This window comes from Streptomyces sp. NBC_01716, assembly GCF_036248275.1.
GTDB lineage: Bacteria > Actinomycetota > Actinomycetes > Streptomycetales > Streptomycetaceae > Streptomyces.
Map to the genome: position 1 here is coordinate 5,979,423 of NZ_CP109181.1, position 21,959 is coordinate 6,001,381.

The following is a 21,959-nucleotide window of genomic DNA, read 5'->3' on the forward strand; positions in this document are numbered from 1 at the left end:
CGTGAGACCCTGGGGGTCTCCAGACCGCCGACGAAAGCATCGCCTGTGACCGCCACGGACCGCTCCACCGAGCTCATCAACGCCGCCGCCCAGGCGGCGGCAGACCGGCTCGCGCACGACATCATCGCGTACGACGTCAGTGACGTGCTGTCGATCACCGACGCGTTCCTGCTCGCATCCGCGCCCAACGACCGCCAGGTCAAGTCGATCGTGGACGAGATCGAGGAGCGGCTGTCCAAGGAACTCGGCGCCAAGCCGGTGCGCCGTGAGGGCGACCGCGACGCCCGCTGGATCCTCCTGGACTACGTCGACATCGTGGTCCACGTCCAGCACAGCGAGGAGCGGGTCTTCTACGCGCTCGAACGCCTCTGGAAGGACTGCCCGGAGCTGCCGCTTCCGGAGGACGCCGTCAAGACCCGTGGCAAGGGCGCCGAGCACGCGGACGCGAACGGCTCCATGGAAGGTGAGCTGAGCTGAACGGCGGCAGAGGCGGCAGAGGCCGCCGCGTCATCCTGTGGAGGCACGGCCAGACGGCCTGGAATCTGGAGCGCCGCTTCCAGGGCACCACGGACATCGAGCTGACGGAGACCGGCACCGCGCAGGCGCGCCGCTCCGCCCGGCTGCTGGCGTCGCTGCGGCCGGACGCGATCGTCGCCTCCGACCTCCAGCGCGTCGTGGCCACGGCCGGCGAGCTGGCCTTGCTGACCGGGCTCACCGTCAGCTACGACTCCGCGCTCCGCGAGACCTACGCGGGCGCCTGGCAGGGCCTGACCCACGAGGAGATCGTGGAGCGGTTCGGCGAGCAGTATCTGGCGTGGAAGCGCGGCGAGCCCGTACGGCGCGGGGGCGGCGAGCTGGAGACCGAGGTCGCCGACCGTGCCGCGCCCGTCGTGCTCCACCACGCGGACAAGCTCCCCGACAACGGCACGCTCGTCGTGGTCAGCCACGGCGGCACGATCCGCACCACGATCGGCCGGCTGCTCGGTCTGGAGGCGCACCACTGGGAAGGTCTCGGCGGGCTCTCCAACTGCTGCTGGTCCATCCTCGGCGAGGGCGTGCGGGGCTGGCGTCTTCAGGAGCACAACGCGGGGACGCTCCCCGAGCCGGTGCTCGGCGACGACGACTGACTTGATTTCACTTTCCGGCAGGCCGCAGGCTAAAGTTCTTCTTGTTCAGAGCGCGGAGCGCGAAGAACGCGAGGGGCTATAGCTCAGTTGGTAGAGCGCCTGCATGGCATGCAGGAGGTCAGGAGTTCAATTCTCCTTAGCTCCACACCCCGGATCCCGTCCTCCTTACGAGGGCGGGATTTCTCGTTCCGTAAAGCCTCTGTGTGATCATGCTGCCCTCCTTGCGCTGCCATGACAGAATCGGACCGCCGGAGGGGGACGACGGCACGGATGGGGAGGAGAGAGCGCGATGCCCGTCAGCAGCATCGACCAGGTCGGTGTTCTGCTCGGGGCGACGGAGCGGGCTCCCGGCCTGAGCTGCCTGTCGTGCGGTTCGTTCCATGTGGCCCAAGTACTCGGCGACAACGGCGGAGTTTCCTACGTGTGCACGGCCTGCGGCCACAGCTGGAGCTGAGTGATGGGTGCGCACAGGAGAAAATGCGACTGGTGCGGCAGCGGCACCCCCATCGTCCGGGACATGGACCCGCTCAACGCCTCGTTCCAGTACTGGTGCGAGGAGTGCGCCCGCGCGCTCATCATAAAAGGCGACCCCATCGAGACGTACCGGGAGCTGGAGGGCGAGCCCATCTACGGCCGGCTCCTCGACGAGCACTGCACGCTCAAGCGCTTCTACTCCTTCGCCACCGCCTAGGTAGTAGGTCCTAGGGTCTGTCGTTTGGATCTTGCCGGGCTCGCGGTCCCTGGCACGCACGCTCGCCGCGTTGTCGTCAGTCGCCGACGCTCCGCGTCGGCTCCCTCCTCCGCCTTGCGATCGCACGCACCAGACCCCGCTCCCTGATCCGGCCTGACCCAAACGACAGGCCCTAGCCGGCCGGCTCCTTCGTCCGTGTCCGTCTCTTCGGCCGCGTCGGCTGCTTGGCCACCGTCACTTCCCTCGCCGACGGGTGGGCCACCGGTGGCCGCTCCTCCCGGACGGCGACCGACAGATACACCAGCAGCCCCAGCGCCATCGTCGGATAGAGCGCCGTGAGCGTCATCTGCGTCCGGTTCTGGTCGAGTTCGAGCCTTTCGACGGCGCCGTGCGGCACCCGCCACAGCGCGTACGAGTAGAAGCCCATCCCCGTCGCCGCCGCCCACTCCGCCCTCCCGTGCGCCACCAGGAGAAACACCATCGGCATGCACCAGACCCAGTGGTGCGACCAGGAGATCGGGCTGATCAGCAGTGCGGTGGCCGCGCAGGCGACGGTGGCCTCCGCCGTCCTTCCGCGCCGGGCGGCGGTCACCGACACCGCCAGCCCCACCACGGCGACGACGGCGGCCACCGGGAGCCACCACAGGGCCGGATCGATCGTGTGCAGCACCCGCGCGAAGACTCCGCGCAGCGACTGGTTCGCGGCGGCCTCCACACGCCCCACCCGGTCCGCCCGGAAGACGATGTCGGTCCAGAAGCGGCGGGAGTCGTACGGCAGGATCACGGCCGACGCGAGGGTGGCGGTGAGGAACGCCCCGACCGCCACCGCGGTCTTCCGCAGCCAGGGGTTCCAGCCCGCCTCGCGGAACCGCAGCAGGCCGGTGATCAGCAGCATCACGGCGAAGAGCGCGGGGGTCAGCTTGACCGCCGTGGCGAGACCGATGCCGACGCCCGCCCAGCGGTGGCCGTCACGGCGAGTGAGGTCCCACAGGACCGCGATGCCGATCAGCAGATTGATCTGCCCGTAACGCAGGGTCGTCCACACCGGCTCGCACCAGACGGCCGCCGCCGCCACCCACAGCAGGGCGCCGGGCCGCACCGCCTTCCGGAACGTCAGCCGCAGCGACAGATGGACGAAAACGATGAGGAGCAGGAGATTGCCCGCCGTGGCGAGCGTGCGCATCTCCGGGACGCCCAGCAGCGTCAGCGGTGTGAACAGCAGTGCCGCGAACGGCGGATACGTCGTCGGGAGACCCGCCCGGGTCGCGCGCATCGCGTAGAGGTCGAGTCCGTCGAGCACCGTACGGCCCTCGGCCCGGTAGACCATCACGTCGATCATCGAGACCGCGGCGGCGCGCTGCGCGATCCAGAACCCCGTGAACGACAACAGGCAGACCGCGGCGCCGACGAGGACGGAACGACGGTCGGCGGTGACCCGCGAGAATACGGAAGTGAGTACGGTCACGAAGGGTGACAGTAGCAGCCCTATCGGTACAAATCGGAAACGATTTGGCGGGAGGGCCGAGGGACCGTGTAATGTTGGCACCGCCGCTGAGGGGATGCCCGAAGTGCGGTACATCACAAGGGGCTATAGCTCAGTTGGTAGAGCGCCTGCATGGCATGCAGGAGGTCAGGAGTTCAATTCTCCTTAGCTCCACATCTCAGAAGTTCCCGTCCGGACACGTCGTCCGGGCGGGTTCTTCTCGTTGACAGCCCCTCGCGGAGGAACGCCGTGTCCAACTCGCCCACCGCGCCCGACCTTTGGCACCGGCTGCTCGGTGTACTGAGGTGCCCGCTGTGCGGCGGAGCGCTCACACCCCCGCACGGCGTCCCGGCACCGTTCAAGACCCTCCGGCTCGTCAGGTCCCTCGGATGCGCCGAAGGCCATTCGTTCGACGTCGCCCGCCAGGGCTATCTCAGTCTGCTGACCGGCGGCGCGAACGCCGCGAACGCCGACAGCGCGGACATGGTGACGGCCCGGACGCTCTTCCTGAAGACCGGCCACTACGAGCCGCTCGCACGCGCGCTGGCCGGGACCGTCGAGGAGCTGTGCCCGCCGGACGGCACCGTCATCGACGCCGGGGCCGGCACCGGCTATTACCTCGCCACGGTCCTCGACGCGCTGCCCGAAGCCGTGGGACTGGGCCTCGACGTCTCCAAGTTCGCGCTGCGCCGGGCCGCCGGGGCGCACCCGAGGGCCGGTGCGGCGACCTGGGACATCTGGAAGCCGCTGCCGGTCGCCGACGGCGCGGCCGACGTCGTGATCAACGTCTTCGCGCCCCGCAACGGCCCGGAGTTCCGGCGCGTACTGCGCCCGGACGGCGCCCTCGTCGTCGTCACCCCCACCGCGCGCCACCTCGGCGAACTCCCCGCGAGCCTCGGCATGTTGTCGGTCGACGCCGCCAAGGAGGACCGGCTGCACCGCACACTGTCCGGTCACTTCCGGCAGGAGCGTACGGACGTGGTGGAGCGGGAGGTCACCATGACCGGCCAGGACGTGCTGAACCTGATCCTGATGGGGCCGAGCGCCCACCACCTCAGCCCCGAAGACGTGCACCGGAGCGTCGCCTCGCTGGACACTCCGCTCGCGGTGACCGTCTCCTTCCTGGTCTCCGCCTACCGGCCGCACTGACGCCGGGACGGACGGCCTGCGGTGGCGCGGGGCCCGGCCTCCTCAACAGAGGACGTGCCGGGGCCGGCCTCCTTACAGAGGGCGCGTCAACGCCCGCTGCCCAGAGCCTTCCTGCCGCCCCCGGGCGGCAGGGCCGCCGGGCCTCCCTGCCGCGCGGGCCGCTGCGGCGCCGGCTGCTCGATACGGAGCGCGAGCGCCGGGCAGCGCCGTACGGCACGCTGGGCGCCGCCCCGCAGATGCATCGGTACGGGGGCGTCGGCGAGCGCGGGAAAGCCGTCGGGGCCGAGCCGGATCAGCTGGGGCACGATGTCGGCGCAGAGGCCGTGCCCCTGGCAGAGCGTCCAGTCCACGGCCAGCTTCTCGCCGCTCGGGATGGACTCCTCGGCCGTCTCGTAACCGGGGCCCGGCAGCGGCAGCACGCCGGTGGTGTCGCGCCCGCAGCCGCCGTCCAGGACATGAGCGGCCAGGTCGTCGGTGAAGGCCGAGAGGGTGGACATGAAGAACCGCGCGGACCCGTCGGGGTGCTTGCACGCTCCCCGCCCCCGTACCGCCTGGGTCACCTCGCGCAGCGCCTCCAGGGCGGCGGGACCGCCCCCGTTCAGTACGTCGCTCAGGCCGCCCGCCGCGGCTGGCAGACCGAGCTTGCAGGGGCCGCACTGACCGGCCGTCTCGGCGGCCAGCCAGTTGGCCACCCGCAGCGCCTCACCCAGCGGGCAGGTCTCCGGGCCGATCGGCAGGATCGCGCCCGCGCCCAGCGAACCGCCCACCGCCGAGAGTGACTCGCGCGAGACGACGGCGTCGTGCGCGGCCACGGAGTCGATCCAGTTGCCGTGGTACCCGCCGGTCAGCACGCCCTGGGGCAGCGGAGGCGCGCCGGCGAGCTGGAGGACGTACCGCAGCGGCACTCCCGTCGGCACCTCCACGACCATCGGGCGCGCGACGGCGCCGGAGACGGTGAGCATGACGGTGCCCGGCTCCGCGTCGAGCCCGGTGTGCCCGTAGCGGCGCGCGCCGATCCTGGCGCCGATGGCCAGCTGCGCGTACGTCTCCGCGTTGGACAGCAGCGTCGGGGCGCCCCCGACACCCGACTCGGCGGCCCGCTCACGGCGGCCGGGGGGCAGAGCGGGCCCGCCGTTCACCGCGCGGATGACGGACGAGGCCTCGCCGGAGACCATGCGCTCGGGCGTACGGACCACCCGCGCCCGCAGCTGCTGCCCGCGCCGGTCGGACAGGCCGCGCTCGGCGAGCGCGGCCCGCATCGATATCTCGGTGGAGTTGCGGGTGACGGCGACGACCAGCGTGCGCGCGCCGAGCGCCTCGGCCGCCAACAGGGCGCCGTCCAGGATGAGATGGGGTGCGCGGTTGAGCAGCACCGTGTCCTTGCGGCAGGCAGGCTCGCCCTCGCTGCCGTTGATGACGACGACGGGGCGCACCCCGCGCCGGATCGACGCCTTGGCGACGGCGCGCAGCTTCTTGCCGAAGGGGAATCCGGCGCCACCGCGTCCGCGCAGACTGATGTTCTCGGCGAGCTGTGCGAGCAGTTCCCCTGTCAACGGCTCCAGCGGCCCGTGCACCTTGAGGTGCATGGCGAGGTCGAGACGCTCGACGAGGTCGAATCCCTGTGTCAGCTGGGGAAGGCCGACGACACGGACTTCGGGGACATCGGGGAGAGGGGCGTTCACTGTCGGTCTCCTGCGGATGGGTACCAGGGCTCACCGGCACTCGGGGTTCCCCCGCCGTCGGCGGGAGGTTGCTGGAATGCTCCGTCCGACTGTCGGTAGAGGTCGGCCTGTTGGTAGAGGTCGGGTGCCGGGGCGGCGTCGGGCTGCGGATAGGGGGCCGACTGTAGGTACGTGTCGGAGGGCGGGTTTGTCTCAGCCGGCCGGTAGGTCTCCTGTTGCAGGTACGGAGACGGCTGCTGGTACGGGTCGGCCACCGGCGGCGGTGCGCCGGCGCCCGGCTCCTGGCCACGGGCCTGCGCGGGGGGCGGAGGCGACGGCGTCGGCCACATACCGGCCCCGGCCGCCGACGGCTCGTCGATGACCGGTATCTCCTCGGTCATCGGGATGCGCTCGGCGTACGGGACCTCTTGCGACGTCAGCGGGTCGCCGGGGCCTGCCGGGGCAAAGGGGAACTGCGAGGGGGCGGGCGGGGGGTCGCCCAGGGAGACCGCGCGGTAGCCGGCCGACAGCCTCGTACCGGCCCCGGCTCCGGCGGCCCCCGGGGCGAGGAACGTGTCCGCGAGCGGGTCCGGATAGGCGGCCTGAGCGGGAGCCGCGGTCGGCGGTGGCGGCGGGGAGGCGGCGTACGGCGCGGCGGCCGGGGGTGCGAAGGAGTCGGCGACGAAGGTGTCCGCGAGCGGATCCGCGCTCCCCGGACGCCCCGCCTCGTAAAGAGGCGGCGACGGCGGGGCGATGCGCGGCGGGACCCGTGTCGCGCCCAGCGGTGCCGCTCCAACGGAGCCGGACCGCTGGCGCGGGAACTGCCGCTCGAACTCGACCTGCGGCGCGTTCGCCGCGCCCGGCAGCGGATCGCGGGCCAGATCACGGCGCGCCGACTGCTCCGGCTCGGGAGTCTCGCGTACCCCGCCGGTCAGCTTGAGGATCTTGTCGGCGATACGGCGCTGGACAGGCCGAGGCAGCAGCCGTACGGAGACGGCGCCGATGACGGCGACGAGCGCCAGGCAGTACATGGTCGTCACCCAGGTCGCGGCGGCACGGCCCGCGTACAGTCCGTGCATCAGCGCGAAGCACCAGGCCGGATAGGCCAGCATGTGCAGCGCGCGCCAGCGGCCGGCGATCTTGCCGGGGAGGGCGAAGGCGCTGCGCAGCGCCCCGGTCGCGGCGGCGGTCACCATCAGGAAGCCGGCGAGTGAGCCGAGGCCGATCAGGCCGTTCGTACCGGTGATCCCGAGGCCGAAGGGGAGGACGGCGCCGATCAGGGCGACATGGCCGAGGGAGACCTTGACCGTGGCGTGCAGCAGCAGGAAGCCGAGGGAGGCCATCGCGGTGAACCGGTGGATGCCCTGGGCGAGCAGCCGGTGGCGCGGGGAGAGCAGCAGCCGGTCGGTGGCGATCAGTCCCCAGGCGACGGCCGACGTGAGGGACACCAGCGACAGAACACCGGTGGTGAAGTCGAGCATCGCGCGGAACCCGTCACTCCCCGCGACGGCGAGGAGAGGCACGAGAACGATCGCGGCGACCGACAGTCCGCCTCGGACGGAACGGTTCATGCCCGGGTTCGGGGAAGGCGATGAACGGATCTTGCTTTGAAGTTTCATGGGGGCAACTCCGAATGTCTCGGCAAAGCGGTCCCGTTGCCGCATGCTAAGACGCTCCCTACTGGGGGGTTCGCCGTTTGCAGGTTTACCGGGGGGATTGAGCGTCAACTGACTCTGGGGTTGCCCCGGATAGGGTCGATACGCGGAGTAATTCGCGCGCCGAAGGTTCGATGAATCACATGTCGTCGATGGCCTGTTCCGGTCTCGAACGATCTTGTATGGGTTTCGAACGGCCCGCGCCGGTCCCGACTGCGATCCCTACCTCGATCCCTACCTCGATCCGTCGGCGCCATCGCCCCGGCAGGCCCCCGCCCCGGCCGCCTCCGTACGGAATCCGCCGTGCGTGCCGTGTGCCCGCTGCGGTACCCTGCTCGCATGCGTGCCGTACGCCTTCTGCTTAGCGAGCCGCGCTGATCAGACCGACGGATGACAGATCCGGTCGGAATCAGCGTGGCTGCCCCCTCCTGTGCGAGGGGTTTTTTCATTCCCGCGGCAGAGACGATCGATGGAGCTTCAGAGGACATGAGCGAGACGAATCCGGCCGCCGCCGGCGCGGAGACGACCGCGACGACCGCGCCGCACCGCTACACGGCTGCCATGGCCGCCGACATCGAGGCACGCTGGCAGGACTTCTGGGACACCGAAGGCACCTACGAGGCGCCGAACCCGGTCGGCGACCTGGCCGGGGACCCGGCCGTCGTCGCGCGCCCCAAGAAGTACGTCATGGACATGTTCCCGTACCCCTCCGGGACCGGCCTGCACGTGGGCCACCCGCTCGGCTACATCGCCACCGACGTCTATGCCCGCCATCAGCGCATGAGCGGCTACAACGTGCTGCACACGCTGGGCTTCGACGCCTTCGGCCTGCCCGCCGAGCAGTACGCGATCAGCAGCGGCACCCACCCCAGGGAGTCGACCGAGGCCGCCATGGAGAACATGACGCGGCAGCTGCGCCGGCTGGGCCTGGGGCACGACAAGCGGCGCTCGATCGCCACGATCGACCCCGAGTTCTACCGCTGGACCCAGTGGATCTTCGTACAGATCTTCAACTCCTGGTACGACCCGGACGCCGACCGGGCCCGCCCCATCAGCGAGCTGGTCGCGCGGTTCGAGAGCGGCGAGCGCCCGACGCCGGACGGCCGGAGCTGGAGCGGGCTGACCGAGAAGGAGCGCGCCGACATCCTGGGCGAGTACCGGCTGGCGTACGCCTCCGAGGCCCCCGTCAACTGGTCTCCCGGTCTGGGCACCGTCCTGGCGAACGAGGAAGTCACCGCCGACGGACGCTCCGAGCGCGGCAACTTCCCGGTGTTCAAGTCCAAGCTGCGCCAGTGGAACATGCGCATCACCGCCTACGCCGACCGGCTGCTGGACGACCTGGACGCGCTGGACTGGCCCGACGCGATCAAGCAGCAGCAGCGCAACTGGATCGGGCGCAGCGAGGGCGCGCGCGTCGACTTCCCGGTCGGCGACGCCGGCGCCATCACCGTCTTCACGACCCGTCAGGACACGCTGTTCGGCGCCACGTACATGGTCCTGGCGCCCGAGCACGAACTGGTCGAGAAGATCGTCCCGGCCGCGTGGCCCGAGGGCACGCACGACGTGTGGACGGGCGGCCACGCGACGCCCGCCGATGCCGTCGGCGCGTACCGCAAGCAGGCCGCCTCGAAGTCCGACGTCGAGAGGCAGGCCGAGGCGAAGGACAAGACAGGCGTCTTCACCGGCGCCTACGCGACCAATCCGGTCAACGGCGAACGGATTCCGGTCTTCATCGCGGACTACGTGCTGATGGGATACGGCACAGGCGCGATCATGGCCGTCCCGGCGCATGACAGCCGTGACTTTGCGTTTGCACGCGCATTCGAACTGTCGATGCGCTGTGTCGTGGAGCCGGGCGACGGCCGGGGCACCGACCCCGCCGAGTGGGACGACGCGTTCGCCTCCTACGAAGCGAAGATCGTCAACTCGTCTTCCCCCGCCCTGTCCCTGGACGGACTGGGCGTGGTCGATGCCAAGGCGAAGATCACCGAATGGCTGGCCGCCGAGGGCATCGGCGAGGGAACCGTCAACTTCCGGCTGCGTGACTGGCTGTTCAGCCGGCAGCGCTACTGGGGCGAGCCCTTCCCCGTCGTCTACGACGAGGACGGCGTCGCGCACTCGCTGCCCGAGTCGATGCTGCCGCTGGAGCTGCCCGAGGTCGACGACTACTCACCGCGTACGTTCGACCCGGACGACGCGGACACCCGGCCCGAGACACCGCTGTCGCGGAACGAGGACTGGGTCGCCGTCGAGCTGGACCTGGGCGACGGCAGGGGCGTACGGCGCTACCGCCGCGAGACCAACACCATGCCGAACTGGGCCGGTTCGTGCTGGTACGAGATGCGCTACCTGGACCCGCGCAACACGGACAACCTGGTCGATCCGGCCGTGGAGCAGTACTGGATGGGTCCGCGCGAGGGCATGCCGCACGGCGGCGTCGACCTGTACGTGGGCGGCGCCGAGCACGCCGTGCTGCACCTGCTGTACGCGCGTTTCTGGTCCAAGGTGCTGTTCGACCTGGGCCACGTCTCGTCGGTCGAGCCGTTCCACAAGCTCTACAACCAGGGCATGATCCAGGCCTTCGTCTACCGCGACAGCCGCGGTATCGCGGTCGAGGCCAACGAGGTCGAGGAGCGGGAGGACGGCTACTGGTTCCGGGGCGAGAAGGTCAGCCGGCTGCTGGGCAAGATGGGCAAGTCCCTGAAGAACGCGGTCACTCCGGACGAGATCTTCGCCGAGTACGGCGCCGACACGCTGCGGCTGTACGAGATGGCGATGGGGCCGCTGGATGTGTCGCGGCCGTGGGACACCCGTGCGGTGGTGGGCCAGTACCGGCTGCTGCAGAGGCTGTGGCGCAACGTCGTGGACGAGGCGACCGGTGAGGTCACGGTCGTCGACATCCCGGAGGCCGACATCGAGGTGGCGACGCTGCGTGCCCTGCACAAGGCGATCGACGGGGTCGGCCAGGACATGGCGACGCTGCGCTTCAACACCGCCATCGCGAAGATCACCGAGCTGAACAACCATCTGACCAAGGTGGGCGGGCCGGTGGCCCGCTCGGTCGCCGACCGGCTGGTGCTGCTGGTGGCGCCGCTGGCGCCGCACGTCGCCGAGGAGCTGTGGCGCAGGCTGGGGCACACCGGCTCGGTCGCGCACGAGGCGTTCCCGGCCGCCGATCCCGCGTACGTGGTGGACGAGACCGTCACCTGCGTCGTACAGATCAAGGGCAAGGTCAAGGCGCGGCTGGAGGTCTCCCCGTCGATCTCGGACGAGGAGCTGGAAGCGCTGGCGCTGGGTGATGCCGCGGTGGTCGGGGCGCTGGGCGGCGCGGGGATCCGCAAGGTGATCGTGCGGGCGCCGAAGCTGGTCAACATCGTGACCGCGTAGGCACCGGCGTGGGTACACCGCGTAGATCGGCGGGGTAAGGGGGGCGCAGGGCTTTCCCTTACGGGCAGTTTGGGGGTTCCGACGGAACCCTCAGGCTGCCCTTTCCGTTTACGGTGGAGGGACCTACGTCGACACCGGAGAGGCATCCTCATGGAGGCCGTGCTTTTGATCGTGGCGCTGCTCTTCGTCGCATTCGTGGCGCTGGGCGTGTTCGTGAGTGTCAAGGCGGTCCGAGCGGCCAAGCGAGGCGTGGACCGTACGATCACGCAGGCCCGCCGGACGGTCGAGGACACCGCCCTGAGAGCGAAGAGCCTCGGGCAGACCGGCGTGACCGCCGAGCTGGCGCAGCTGCGGCTCTCGCTGCGCACGTCGATGCGGGCCACCCAGGAGGCGCTCCGGGCGAACGAGGCGGAGGACGCCTCGCTGGCGGAGTCGCTGAGCCTCTTCCAGCGGCTGAGTGTGTACGGGCACGAGCTGGACGACGAGCTCAGGCGGCTGGAGCGGGACCCGGACCGGGCGACGATCTCCCGGCGGCTCCCGGAGCTGCGGGAGCGTACGGAACGGATCACGAAGTCGGCGGATTCGCTGCGGTGGGCGGCGAGGGACCGGGCGCGGAAGTTCTCCGAGGACGAGCTGACGCTGCTGAGCGAGCAGATCGACATCGAGTCGGGGGCGCTGCGGCACTGGTCGTCGGCGGAGCCGAACGCGGAGCCGGGCGCGGATTCGAATCTTCACTCGGGGCAGAACCGGCAGGCGGCGTCCGCCCCGCAGCCCCAGCCGATGGAGTGGCCGGAGCCCGAGCCTCCGACCGGGCCGGAGGGCGCGGGAGCACGTGGCGGGCGCGCGGCGCGCCCGGAGCCCACACTCGCCGACCAGACATGGCCCGATCCGCCGCCGGCGGGCGAAGGACCACAGGCGATCGAGCCGTCCGACCCCCGGAAGACCACGTATCCGTGGCAGGAGAAGTCGAGGCGGCCCGAGGCGACGAACTGACGCCTCACGCCCCGTAGTTGACTGGCGCTCGTGGATGATCGGATGGCCGGTGACCGGGTTGCGCGTGGCCGGACGGGGCACACGCATGTCGGTGGCGGGCCGTCAGAGTTGCGGCCCCGTCGAGACCGGGCACGTCGGAGCGGGGAAGAGGGCGGAAGCCGATGGGGACCTCTTCGAATTCGGCGGGCGTGGCGGGGCCGGGCTGCCGACCGGTGGTCGCGGCGGGTAACCTCCCGCTCATGTCCCGCCATGTCGCGATCGTCACCGATTCAACGGCCTACCTGCCGCCCCAGGCGATGGAACGCCATGGCATCACCGCGGTGCCGCTGACCGTCGTACTCGGCGACCGGGCGCTCGAAGAGGGCACCGAGATCTCGGCGAGATCGCTCGCTCTCGCGCTGCAGAAACGGCGCTCCGTGACGACGTCGCGGCCGAGCCCCGAAGTCTTCGCCGCCGCGTACCGGGCAGCCGCCGATGCCGGGGCGACGGGCATCGTCTCCCTGCATCTGTCGGCGGAGTTCTCCGGGACGTACGACGCCGCGGTTCTCGCATCGAGGGACGCGCCCGTGCCGGTACGGGTGGTGGACACCGGGATGGTCGCGATGGCGCTCGGTTTCTGTGCCCTGGCGGCGGCGGAGACGGCGGAGGCGGACGGCACGCTGGACGAGGCGGTGGCAGCCGCCGAGAAGCGGGCGGCCGGGACGTACGCGTACTTCTACGTCGACACCCTGGACTATCTGCGGCGCGGGGGCCGGATCGGCACCGCGCAGGCGCTGCTCGGCTCGGCGCTCGCCGTGAAGCCGCTGCTCCAACTGGACGGCGGGCGGATCGAGTTGCTGGAGAAGGTGCGGACGGCGTCGAAGGCGATCGCGCGCCTGGAGGAGATCGTCGCCGAGCGGGCGGGAGCCGGGCAGGTCGACATCGCGGTGCATCATCTCGCCGCGCACGAACGGGCCGCCGCGCTCGCCGAACGGCTGCGGGAGCGGGTGCCGGGTCTCGCGGAGATGCATGTGAGCGAGGTGGGCGCGGTGATCGGGGCGCACACCGGGCCGGGGCTGTTGGGGGCCGTGGTCTCGCCGCGCTGAGCTGCCGCACGAGGGCGGAATCGCTCGTTCGGGTGGCCGAGTTATCCACAACTGGTGAGTTATCCACGGTAATTCGACGTCTTCGGCGGGATCGGGCGGGAGTGCCTACCGTCTGGAGGCATGACTCTCCGATCACACTCCGTGACCAGCGGCCCCGGCCGTGCTCCGACGTCCGACGGCCGTGTCCGCGCTGCGCGAGGGGCGCGGCACGGTCGGGGCAGGCCGATCGTCTCCACCGCGCCGCGCTCGCGTCGCAGGCGCGCGGGGACGACACCTGCGACGACGGCCTTACGCCGCCGGGCCGACGCTCTCTTCGCCGTGGGGCCGGGCGCTGTGGCGGGCGGCGGGCTCGCCGACGCCGGGGCGGCTCGGGTGGCCGCCGCGGTGGGCGGGCCGGCCCCGGCTCCGGTGGCGGTTCCGGCGCCCGCGCCGACTCCGGCACCACCTCTTTCGCCGACTCCGGTCGTTCCGGAGGCCGGGCGGCGCGAGCGGGCGTGGTCGGCCGTACGGGACCGGTTGCCGTTATGGGTGCAGCTCAGATGTGGGCTGGAGCCGAAGACACTCGCGGCGCTGGTGGTGGTGCTGGTCGTCGCGGCTGTGCTGGCGGCCCAGCATTTCTGGTCCGGCCGGCCGCAGTCGGTCAGCGCGCCGGAGACGGTCCGTGAAGAGGTGGCCGCGACCGGGCCGGTGCGGGAACCCGCACCGTCGCCGGGGCCACCTCCAACCGCCGCCGCGTCGTCGGGCAAACGCGTGGTGGTCGATGTCAGCGGCAAGGTGCGCAGCCCCGGTGTCCACCGGCTGCCCGCCGGGTCGAGGGTCACCGACGCGCTGCGGGCCGCCGGGGGAGTCAGGCCCGGCGCCGATCTGACCGGGCTCAACCGGGCACGCGTGCTGATGGACGGTGAGCAGGTGGTCGTCGGCGGCCCCGCGCCACCGGGTCAGCCCGCGCCCGGCGCGGGCGCGGCGGGGCCCGGCCCAAGCGGCCCGGGTCCCGGCGGGTCGCCCGTGAGTCTCAGCACCGCCACTGTGGAACAGCTCGACACGCTGCCAGGCGTCGGCCCCGTGCTCGCGCAGCACATCGTCGACTACCGCACCCAGCACGGCGGATTCAGGTCCGTCGACGAGCTGCGCGAGGTGAACGGGATCGGCGAACGCCGGTTCGCCGACATCGAGCCCCGCGTGCAGCCGTGAGCCGCGCGGCCGTGCACGCCGCCTCCGGGCATCCGCTGGGCGCCGCAGCCCCTCGCCAGGAAGGCCCGGCCGATCTCCGGCTGGTCCCGCCCGCGTTGGCGGCCTGGGCCGCCGCCGCGCTGGCGACGGGCGCACCGGGCGACTGGATCGCCGGTGTGGTGCTCACCGGGCTGGTCGTGGCGGGAGTGTTGCTGGTGCGGGCGGCTCTGGTGCCGAGGCCCGTGGCGTCACCGGTGGCGGGCCGGCAGGCGGGTGGTGGGCTGAGGGATGTGCGGCGGCGGGTGAATGGCGTAGCTGTCGCAGCCGTGCTGCTCTGTGCCGTGGCCGGCGCGGGGTCCGCGTGGCTGCACGGCGCTGACCGGCACCGAGGCCCGGTGCCGGGGCTCGCCGAGGGGTACGCACGCGTGACCGTCGATCTGACGGTCACCTCCGATCCGCGCCCCGTCAGACCGCGCGTCCACGGAGACAGGCTCTCGTCGGCGGGCCTTGTCCTGGACGCGGACCTCACGCGCGTGACGTCCGCCGACGGAGCGGTCACCGCGGTCCGTACGCCGGTGCTCGTATTCGCGGGAGCCGGAGCCGGAGCCGGAGCGGGGGACGGGGTGAAGGGATGGCAGCGGCTGCTGCCGTCCACCGGGCTCCGGCTGGCGGGGCGGCTGGCGCCGTCGGCGGAGGGGGACGAGAGGTACGCGGCGCTGCTGCGGGTGGAGGGGCGCGGGCCTCCACAGGCCGTACGCCCGCCGACAGACGTGCAACGCGCGGCGGGCCGGCTGCGCGCCGGACTGCGGGAGGCGACGGAGGGGCTCCCGGCGGACGCCCGCGCCCTGCTGCCCGGACTGGTGGTCGGGGACACCTCCCGTATCCCGCCCGAGCTGCACGACGCGTTCACGGCGACCGACCTGTCTCATCTGCTCGCCGTCTCCGGAAGCAACCTGACGATCGTCCTCGCCCTGCTTATCGGACCGCCGGGGCTCGCGTTGAGGGCCGAGCGGCGCGGACTCGCCCCGCGTCTGGGGATCTCACTGCGGTCGACTGCTCTGGTCGGCGGGGCGCTCACGCTCGCCTTCGTGGTGGTCTGCCGGCCGGAGCCGAGCGTGCTGCGGGCGGCGGCCTGCGGACTGATCACCCTGCTCGCCATCGGCACCGGCAGGCGCAGATCGCTGATCCCGGCGCTGGCCGCCGCCGTGCTGCTCCTCGTCCTCTGGGACCCGGCCCTGGCGCGCAGCTTCGGCTTCGTGCTCTCCGTGCTCGCCACGGGCGCGCTGCTCACCATTGGGCCGCGCTGGAGTGCGGCGCTGCAACGGCGCGGGGTGCCGCCCAGGCTTGCCGAGGTGCTGGCAGCGGCGGCGTCCGCGCAGGCGGTGTGCGCGCCGGTGGTGGCGGTGTTCGCCGCGCGGGTGAGTCTCGTCGCCATCCCCTGCAATCTGTTCGCGGAGCTGGCGGTGGCACCGGCGACCGTGCTCGGGTTCGCGGCGCTCGCCGTGGCGCCGATGGCGATGTCGGCGGCCGAGCTGCTGGCCAGGTGCGCGGGCTGGCCCGCCGGATGGATCGCCTCGGTCGCGCGTACCGGCGCGGCACTGCCCGGGGCCGAGTCCGAGTGGCCCGGCGGCTGGCGGGGCGGGGCGCTGCTCGCGGTCGTCACGGTGCTCGTCGTCTACGCGGTACGGCGCATACGCGGCCACCCATGGGTCGCCGCCATGGCCGTGGTGCTCCTGCTGCTGGCCGTCCTGCGGCCGGTCCCCTTCACCCGGATGGTCACCGGCTGGCCGCCGCCGGGCTGGACGCTGGCGATGTGCGACGTCGGGCAGGGCGACACGCTCGTGCTCGCGGCCGGCGAGGGAGCCGGCGTGGTCGTGGACGCCGGTCCCGATCCCCTGCTGGCCGACAGATGTCTGCGCGACCTGGGGATCACCCGCGTACCGCTGCTCGTCGTCAGCCACTTCCATGCCGACCATGTCACCGGACTGCCCGGGGTGCTGCGCGGCAGGAGGGTCGGTGCCATCCAGACGACGACCCTTCAAGAGCCTTGGGAGCAGAGCGAGTTCGTACGGCGGACGGCGCGGGAGGCGCGCGTCCCGCTGGTGCGGGCGATACCGGGGGAGCGGCGCCGGGTCGGGCCGCTCGACTGGCGGGTGCTGTGGCCGATGGACGGTCCCGGTCTGGGCGCGGGCGGGCCGAACGACGCGAGCGTCACCCTCTTCGTCCGGACGGCGGGTGGTCCGACACTGCTGCTGCTCGGCGATCTCGAACCGCCCGCCCAGCAGGGCCTGTCGAGGGAGCACCCGTCGCTGCCGCCGGTGGACGTGCTGAAGGTCGCGCACCATGGCTCGGCCTTCCAGGACCCGGGACTGCTGCGGGAGTTGCGGCCCCGGCTGGCCCTGATCTCCTGCGGCAGGGACAACCCGTACGGCCACCCGTCACCGCGTACGGTCGGCGCGCTGCGGGCCGGGGGTGCGGTGGTGATGCGTACGGACACGGACGGCGCGGTCGCGGTGACCGGCGCGGGGGCCGGGCTGCGGGCGGTGCCACGAGGGCCGGGATGACCAGGAGAGACGACGAGGAGAAGGGACGTAACTGGACGTCAGGTACTTGCGGGTAGGTGATCGGCCAAACCCCCTGTGAGCGCCCGTGTTTGCCCTGAACGGCACAAGGGTGATCGAATGCCTAATCGTCAAGGGTCCATGTATTCGGCAACGATGTGATGCCGCGCACGGGCGCCGAGTCCCGAAGGGCACGGGGGTGGGCTGGAATGTTCAGACGTTGGTTCGGCGGGCGTGGGGCCGTCGCGGCGGGGGCCGGGCCGCTCGCGGGCGTGGCGGTGCCACCCACGGCGGGTGTGCTGAGCTGCCGCGTTCTCGATCCCGGCGGCGAACCGGTTCAGCGGGCCGAGTTCGTGCTCAGCGACGGCTTCGGGCGGAAGGTCCTCGGCGGCGAGAGCGATCCCTTCGGCTCGGTCATGGCGACAGTCCCGGCAGGCGAGTACCGGCTCGCGGTCACGGCCGACGGCTACACGCCGTACCACTGCGATGCCGCGGTGAGCGAGAGCGCGCACGCCGGTCTCGGCGACGTGACCCTTCGGCTCGCGACGCCACCGTCACTCCCCGGTCCGGGGGAGTGGGAGATCGAGCCGACGCACTCCCAGATCGGCTTCACCGCGCGCCATATCGGACTGGCGCGAATCCACGGCCGGTTCAACGTGTTCGCCGGAGCCGTGCGGATAGCCGAGCGGATGGACCAGTCCGCGATGCACGTCATCATCGACGCCTCGTCCATCGACACCAACGTCCGGATGCGCGACGACCATCTGCGCTCGGCGGACTTCCTCGATGTGGCCAACTACCCGACGCTGGAGTTCTACAGCGAACGCTTCGTCCACCGGGGCGGCGGCAACTGGGCCGTGACCGGCGCGCTGACCCTGCACGGCGTGAGCCGTACGGTCACGCTGGACACCCGTTACCTGGGCACCGGCAGCGGCATGGAGGGCGAGACGCGCGCGGCCTGCCGTGCCACGACCGAGCTGCACCGTGAGGACTTCACGCTCACCTGGCAGACGATGGTCGCCCGTGGCATCGCCGTCGTCGGCTCCAGCATCTCCATCGATCTGGACGTCCAGATCGTCCGCAAGTCCTGAGCCCACTCTGAGCCCCACCCTGAGCCCACCGGCCCCCGCCAAGACCCCCTGGGCCACCGCCCGTCACTTCTCGGGCGGTGCTTCGAGCCACCCCTCGTACTCGGCGGCGAAGGCGTCCAGCGCCACGGGATCGAGCCGCGTCGTCGCGTCCTCGATCACCACCAGCCACTGCGCGTCCTCGGCGTCGTCCTCGCCGGCCAGGGCGTCCCGTACGAGCTGGGGCTCCTCCAACACCCCGAAGCGGTCAACGAGTTCACCCGCCACCTCCTCGGCGGCGTCGCGGTCGGGCAGCACCAGTACATGTCGAACATCGCTCACCCGCCCATTCTCCCGTACCCGGGCGGTACGCGGAGCGCTGTCGGTGGGCCGTGCGATGCTGGACCGCGATGGCCACCAGGAAGACTTCCCCCGACGATCCGCTCGCCCCTCTCACGCTCGCCGTGGGCCAGGAGGACCTGCTGCTGGACCGCGCCGTCCAGCAGGTCGTGGCGGCTGCCCGCGCCGCCGACCCGGACACCGACGTGCGCGACCTCCCCTCCGACCAGCTCCAGCCCGGCACCCTCGCCGAGCTGACGAGCCCGTCGCTCTTCGCCGAGCGCAAGGTCGTCGTCGTACGGAACGCCCACGACCTGTCCGCCGACACGATCAAGGACGTCAAGGCGTATCTCGACGCACCCGCCGAGGAGATCACACTCGTGCTGCTGCACGCGGGCGGTCCCAAGGGCAAGGCCCTGCTCGACGCCGCCCGCAAGGCCGGTGCCCGTGAGGTCCCCTGCGCGAAGACGACCAAGCCCGCCGAGCGGCTGGCCTTCGTACGGTCGGAGTTCCGCGCGCTGGGCCGCTCGGCCACGCCCGAGGCCTGCCAGGCGCTGGTCGACTCGATCGGCAGCGATCTGCGGGAGCTGGCGAGCGCGGTGTCCCAGCTCGTCGCCGACGTCGAGGGCCCCATCGACGACGCCGTCGTCGCCCGCTACTACACGGGCCGCGCCGAGGCGTCCAGCTTCACCGTCGCCGACCGGGCCGTGGAGGGCCGCGCGGCCGACGCGCTCGAAGCGCTGCGCTGGTCGCTGTCGACCGACGTCGCGCCCGTACTGATCACCAGCGCCCTTGCGCAGGGTGTGCGCGCCATCGGCAAGCTCTCGTCGGCGCGGGGCGGCCGTCCCGCCGATCTCGCGCGGGAGCTGGGCATGCCGCCGTGGAAGATCGACAAGGTGCGACAGCAGATGCGCGGCTGGACCCCGGACGGGGTGGCGACGGCGCTGCGCGCGGTCGCTGAGGCCGACGAAGGCGTCAAGGGCGGCGGCGCCGACCCCGAGTACGCGCTGGAGAAGGCCGTCGTGACGGTCGCCCGCGCGGCCCGCGCCGGCCGCTGAGGGCTGTCCCGTCATCATGCCGAAGGCCCCGGTACGCCGTACCGGGGCCTTCGTCGTCAAACCTGGCCGGACCCGCACCCGCGTGGCGAACGCAGTCGTGCGCGGATCCGAAAGACACCGGTCAGGAGCGGTAGAGAGGGCCCGCTGAGTCCGTTCCGGCGGTTGGAATCAAGAGTGAGCAGACAGTCGCTCAGCCCTGGAGGGCGGCAACCTTCGACGCCAGCGCCGACTTCTTGTTGGCGGCGGCGTTCTTGTGGATGACACCCTTCGAGGCAGCCTTGTCGAGCTTGCGCGACGCCTCACGGACGGCCACGTTCGCCGTCTCGACGTCACCGGCGGCGACAGCCTCACGGGCCTTGCGGATCGCGGTCTTGAGCGACGACTTGACGGCCTTGTTGCGCAGGCGCGCCTTCTCGTTGGTCTTGTTCCGCTTGATCTGGGACTTGATGTTCGCCACGAAACGCCTTTTCAGGTTCGATGATCTTTGAATGAGCGCCCGCGCCGAGACGGCAGCAGACACAGCTGACCACGCTACCAGTGACCGCCCGACCGGCCCAAACCGGGCGCAGCCCCGTACCCGTGGGACGATGGAGCCTACGTATCGATCCGATGTCGACCCGAGACGAGACGCCGCGCGTCTCAAGAATCAGGACCCTGCGTGCCCGCGACCCCTACCAACGTGCCCGAGCCGAGCCGTACGGACCCGGCGCTGCTCCGTAATTTCTGCATCATCGCGCACATCGACCACGGCAAGTCGACGCTCGCCGACCGGATGCTCCAGCTGACCGGCGTGGTCGACCAGCGGCAGATGCGTGCCCAGTATCTCGACCGGATGGACATCGAACGCGAGCGCGGCATCACGATCAAGTCCCAGGCGGTCCGGCTGCCGTGGGCCCCCAACGAGGGTCCGGACAAGGGCACCACCCATGTCCTGAACATGATCGACACTCCGGGCCATGTGGACTTCACCTACGAGGTGTCCCGCTCGCTCGCCGCCTGCGAGGGCACGATCCTCCTGGTGGACGCCGCGCAGGGCATCGAGGCGCAGACCCTGGCCAACCTCTATCTGGCGATGGAGAACGACCTCACCATCGTCCCGGTGCTCAACAAGATCGACCTGCCGGCCGCGCAGCCCGAGAAGTTCTCCGAGGAGCTGGCGAACCTCATCGGCTGTCAGCCGGAGGACGTGCTCAAGGTCTCCGCGAAGACCGGCGTCGGCGTCGACGTCCTGCTCGACCGGGTCGTCAAGGACGTGCCCCCGCCGGTCGGTGTCGCCGACGCCCCGGCGCGCGCGATGATCTTCGACTCGGTGTACGACTCCTACCGGGGCGTCGTCACCTACGTACGTGTCATCGACGGTCAGCTCAACAAACGCGAGCGCATCCGGATGATGTCCACCGGCGCCACCCACGAACTGCTGGAGATCGGTGTCTCCTCGCCCGAGATGACCCCGGCCGACGGTCTCGGTGTGGGCGAGGTCGGCTATCTCATCACCGGGGTGAAGGACGTCAGGCAGTCCAAGGTCGGTGACACGATCACCTCCTTCGCCAAGGGCGCGACCGAGGCGCTGGGCGGCTACAAGGACCCCAAGCCGATGGTGTTCTCCGGTCTCTATCCGCTGGACGGCTCGGACTACCCCGAGCTGCGCGACGCCCTCGACAAGCTCCAGCTCAACGACGCGGCCCTGGTCTACGAGCCGGAGACCTCGGCGGCTCTCGGCTTCGGTTTCCGCGTCGGCTTCCTCGGGCTCCTGCACCTCGACGTGATCCGCGAGCGGCTGGAGCGCGAGTTCAACCTCGACCTGATCGCGACCGCGCCGAACGTCGTCTACCGGGTGGAGATGGAGGACGGCAAGGAGCACACCGTCACCAACCCGAGCGAGTTCCCCGAGGGGAAGATCGACTCGGTGCACGAGCCGGTCGTCCGCGCCACGATCCTCGCGCCCAGCGAGTTCATCGGCTCGATCATGGAGCTCTGCCAGACCCGCCGCGGCACGCTCCTCGGCATGGACTATCTCTCCGCCGACCGGGTGGAGATCCGCTACACCCTCCCGCTGGCCGAGATCGTCTTCGACTTCTTCGACCAGCTGAAGTCGAAGACCCGTGGCTATGCGTCGCTGGATTACGAGCCCACCGGCGAGCAGAGCGCCCAGCTCGTCAAGGTCGACATCCTGCTGCACGGCGACAAGGTCGACGCCTTCTCCGCCATCACGCACCGGGACCAGGCGTACGCGTACGGCGTACGGCTCGTCGCCAAGCTCAGGGAGCTCATCCCGCGCCAGGCCTTCGAGGTGCCCATCCAGGCGGCCATCGGATCCCGGGTCATCGCCCGTGAGACGATCCGCGCCATCCGTAAGGACGTCCTCGCCAAGTGCTACGGCGGAGACATCTCCCGGAAGCGCAAGCTGCTGGAGAAGCAGAAGGAGGGCAAGAAGCGGATGAAGATGGTCGGCAGCGTGGAGGTCCCGCAGGAGGCGTTCATCGCGGTGCTGTCGAGCGACGAATCGTCCGGCAAGAAGAAGTGACCCCGGGCG

At 71.2% G+C, this 21,959-nt stretch carries 18 protein-coding genes and 2 tRNA genes; 15 read left to right on the forward strand and 5 right to left on the reverse strand.

Annotated features, from left to right (window positions below; all coding sequences use genetic code 11):
• The first annotated feature begins 45 nt into the window (after positions 1 to 45).
• The 5 genes from rsfS (at position 46) to OIE74_RS26355 (ending at position 1,818) form a co-directional block, all read left to right on the forward strand.
• Positions 46 to 477: a ribosome silencing factor gene (rsfS, locus tag OIE74_RS26335; protein ID WP_329387803.1), complete on the forward strand. Its 432-nt coding sequence runs from the start codon at positions 46 to 48 to the stop codon at positions 475 to 477.
• The gene (locus OIE74_RS26340; protein WP_329392449.1) at positions 474 to 1,127 is read left to right on the forward strand and encodes a histidine phosphatase family protein; all 654 of its coding nucleotides are present in this window, start codon (positions 474 to 476) and stop codon (positions 1,125 to 1,127) included. The genes rsfS and OIE74_RS26340 overlap by 4 nt, the downstream gene beginning before the upstream one ends.
• 72 nt (positions 1,128 to 1,199) lie before the next feature.
• A tRNA-Ala gene (locus OIE74_RS26345) sits at positions 1,200 to 1,272 on the forward strand.
• 144 nt (positions 1,273 to 1,416) lie between these two features.
• The gene (locus OIE74_RS26350; protein WP_329387806.1) at positions 1,417 to 1,581 is read left to right on the forward strand and encodes a hypothetical protein; all 165 of its coding nucleotides are present in this window, start codon (positions 1,417 to 1,419) and stop codon (positions 1,579 to 1,581) included.
• 3 nt (positions 1,582 to 1,584) lie between these two features.
• Positions 1,585 to 1,818, forward strand: a complete 234-nt coding sequence (locus OIE74_RS26355; protein ID WP_031231688.1) for a hypothetical protein — start codon at positions 1,585 to 1,587, stop codon at positions 1,816 to 1,818.
• Positions 1,819 to 1,990: 172 nt separating this feature from the next.
• Here OIE74_RS26355 and OIE74_RS26360 read toward each other — a convergent pair whose 3' ends face one another.
• Positions 1,991 to 3,283, reverse strand: coding sequence for a glycosyltransferase 87 family protein (locus OIE74_RS26360; RefSeq protein WP_329387809.1), 1,293 nt, complete (start codon positions 3,281 to 3,283; stop codon positions 1,991 to 1,993).
• Positions 3,284 to 3,402: 119 nt separating this feature from the next.
• Here OIE74_RS26360 and OIE74_RS26365 point away from each other — a divergent pair.
• Positions 3,403 to 3,475: transfer RNA gene (locus tag OIE74_RS26365), tRNA-Ala, on the forward strand.
• Positions 3,476 to 3,550: 75 nt separating this feature from the next.
• Positions 3,551 to 4,450 (forward strand): putative RNA methyltransferase, encoded by a 900-nt coding sequence (locus OIE74_RS26370; protein ID WP_329387812.1) that lies wholly within the window; start codon positions 3,551 to 3,553, stop codon positions 4,448 to 4,450.
• 86 nt (positions 4,451 to 4,536) lie between these two features.
• On the opposite strand, the gene OIE74_RS26375 is transcribed toward OIE74_RS26370, so the two are convergent.
• Together OIE74_RS26375 and OIE74_RS26380 are read right to left on the reverse strand one after the other, a co-directional pair.
• Positions 4,537 to 6,132, reverse strand: coding sequence for an NADH-ubiquinone oxidoreductase-F iron-sulfur binding region domain-containing protein (locus OIE74_RS26375; RefSeq protein WP_329387813.1), 1,596 nt, complete (start codon positions 6,130 to 6,132; stop codon positions 4,537 to 4,539).
• Positions 6,129 to 7,682 (reverse strand): hypothetical protein, encoded by a 1,554-nt coding sequence (locus OIE74_RS26380; RefSeq protein ID WP_329387815.1) that lies wholly within the window; start codon positions 7,680 to 7,682, stop codon positions 6,129 to 6,131. Before OIE74_RS26380 ends, OIE74_RS26375 begins: the two co-directional genes overlap by 4 nt.
• Positions 7,683 to 8,252: 570 nt before the next feature.
• Here OIE74_RS26380 and leuS point away from each other — a divergent pair.
• From leuS to OIE74_RS26410, 6 genes are all read left to right on the forward strand, one after another.
• Entirely contained in the window at positions 8,253 to 11,153 is a 2,901-nt protein-coding gene (gene leuS / locus OIE74_RS26385) for a leucine--tRNA ligase (RefSeq protein ID WP_329387817.1), read from the forward strand.
• A gap of 150 nt (positions 11,154 to 11,303) precedes the next feature.
• Positions 11,304 to 12,146: a hypothetical protein gene (locus OIE74_RS26390; RefSeq protein ID WP_329387821.1), complete on the forward strand. Its 843-nt coding sequence runs from the start codon at positions 11,304 to 11,306 to the stop codon at positions 12,144 to 12,146.
• Between the two features lie 239 nt (positions 12,147 to 12,385).
• Entirely contained in the window at positions 12,386 to 13,231 is an 846-nt protein-coding gene (locus OIE74_RS26395) for a DegV family protein (RefSeq protein WP_329387824.1), read from the forward strand.
• Between the two features lie 120 nt (positions 13,232 to 13,351).
• Entirely contained in the window at positions 13,352 to 14,422 is a 1,071-nt protein-coding gene (locus OIE74_RS26400; protein WP_329387828.1) for a ComEA family DNA-binding protein, read from the forward strand.
• Positions 14,419 to 16,965: a ComEC/Rec2 family competence protein gene (locus OIE74_RS26405; RefSeq protein WP_329387831.1), complete on the forward strand. Its 2,547-nt coding sequence runs from the start codon at positions 14,419 to 14,421 to the stop codon at positions 16,963 to 16,965. The genes OIE74_RS26400 and OIE74_RS26405 overlap by 4 nt, the downstream gene beginning before the upstream one ends.
• Before the next feature lie 206 nt (positions 16,966 to 17,171).
• A complete protein-coding gene (locus OIE74_RS26410; RefSeq protein WP_329387833.1) occupies positions 17,172 to 18,053 on the forward strand; it encodes a YceI family protein in 882 nt (293 codons plus the stop codon).
• Between the two features lie 63 nt (positions 18,054 to 18,116).
• Here the strand turns inward: OIE74_RS26410 and OIE74_RS26415 are convergent, their stop codons facing one another.
• The gene (locus OIE74_RS26415) at positions 18,117 to 18,371 is read right to left on the reverse strand and encodes a hypothetical protein (protein WP_329387835.1); all 255 of its coding nucleotides are present in this window, start codon (positions 18,369 to 18,371) and stop codon (positions 18,117 to 18,119) included.
• A 68-nt stretch (positions 18,372 to 18,439) separates the two neighbouring features.
• Here OIE74_RS26415 and holA point away from each other — a divergent pair, with 68 nt between their 5' ends.
• Positions 18,440 to 19,426, forward strand: coding sequence for a DNA polymerase III subunit delta (gene holA, locus OIE74_RS26420; protein WP_329387837.1), 987 nt, complete (start codon positions 18,440 to 18,442; stop codon positions 19,424 to 19,426).
• A gap of 190 nt (positions 19,427 to 19,616) precedes the next feature.
• Here holA and rpsT read toward each other — a convergent pair whose 3' ends face one another.
• The gene (gene rpsT / locus OIE74_RS26425; RefSeq protein ID WP_189108282.1) at positions 19,617 to 19,883 is read right to left on the reverse strand and encodes a 30S ribosomal protein S20; all 267 of its coding nucleotides are present in this window, start codon (positions 19,881 to 19,883) and stop codon (positions 19,617 to 19,619) included.
• A gap of 201 nt (positions 19,884 to 20,084) precedes the next feature.
• On the opposite strand from rpsT, the gene lepA reads away from it, so the two are divergent.
• Positions 20,085 to 21,950, forward strand: a complete 1,866-nt coding sequence (gene lepA / locus OIE74_RS26430; RefSeq protein ID WP_329387840.1) for a translation elongation factor 4 — start codon at positions 20,085 to 20,087, stop codon at positions 21,948 to 21,950.
• The last annotated feature ends 9 nt before the right edge of the window (positions 21,951 to 21,959 follow it).

Excerpts from the sequence above, each read along its gene's own strand:
- OIE74_RS26350 (WP_329387806.1), top strand. The coding sequence starts at position 1,417 with ATGCCCGTCAGCAGCATCGACCAGGTCGGTGTTCTGCTCGGGGCGACG.
- OIE74_RS26355 (WP_031231688.1), top strand. The coding sequence starts at position 1,585 with ATGGGTGCGCACAGGAGAAAATGCGACTGGTGCGGCAGCGGCACCCCC.
- OIE74_RS26380 (WP_329387815.1), bottom strand. The coding sequence starts at position 7,682 with ATGAACCGTTCCGTCCGAGGCGGACTGTCGGTCGCCGCGATCGTTCTC.
- leuS (WP_329387817.1), top strand. The coding sequence starts at position 8,253 with ATGAGCGAGACGAATCCGGCCGCCGCCGGCGCGGAGACGACCGCGACG.
- OIE74_RS26390 (WP_329387821.1), top strand. The coding sequence starts at position 11,304 with ATGGAGGCCGTGCTTTTGATCGTGGCGCTGCTCTTCGTCGCATTCGTG.
- OIE74_RS26395 (WP_329387824.1), top strand. The coding sequence starts at position 12,386 with ATGTCCCGCCATGTCGCGATCGTCACCGATTCAACGGCCTACCTGCCG.
- OIE74_RS26400 (WP_329387828.1), top strand. The coding sequence starts at position 13,352 with ATGACTCTCCGATCACACTCCGTGACCAGCGGCCCCGGCCGTGCTCCG.
- OIE74_RS26410 (WP_329387833.1), top strand. The coding sequence starts at position 17,172 with ATGTTCAGACGTTGGTTCGGCGGGCGTGGGGCCGTCGCGGCGGGGGCC.
- holA (WP_329387837.1), top strand. The coding sequence starts at position 18,440 with ATGGCCACCAGGAAGACTTCCCCCGACGATCCGCTCGCCCCTCTCACG.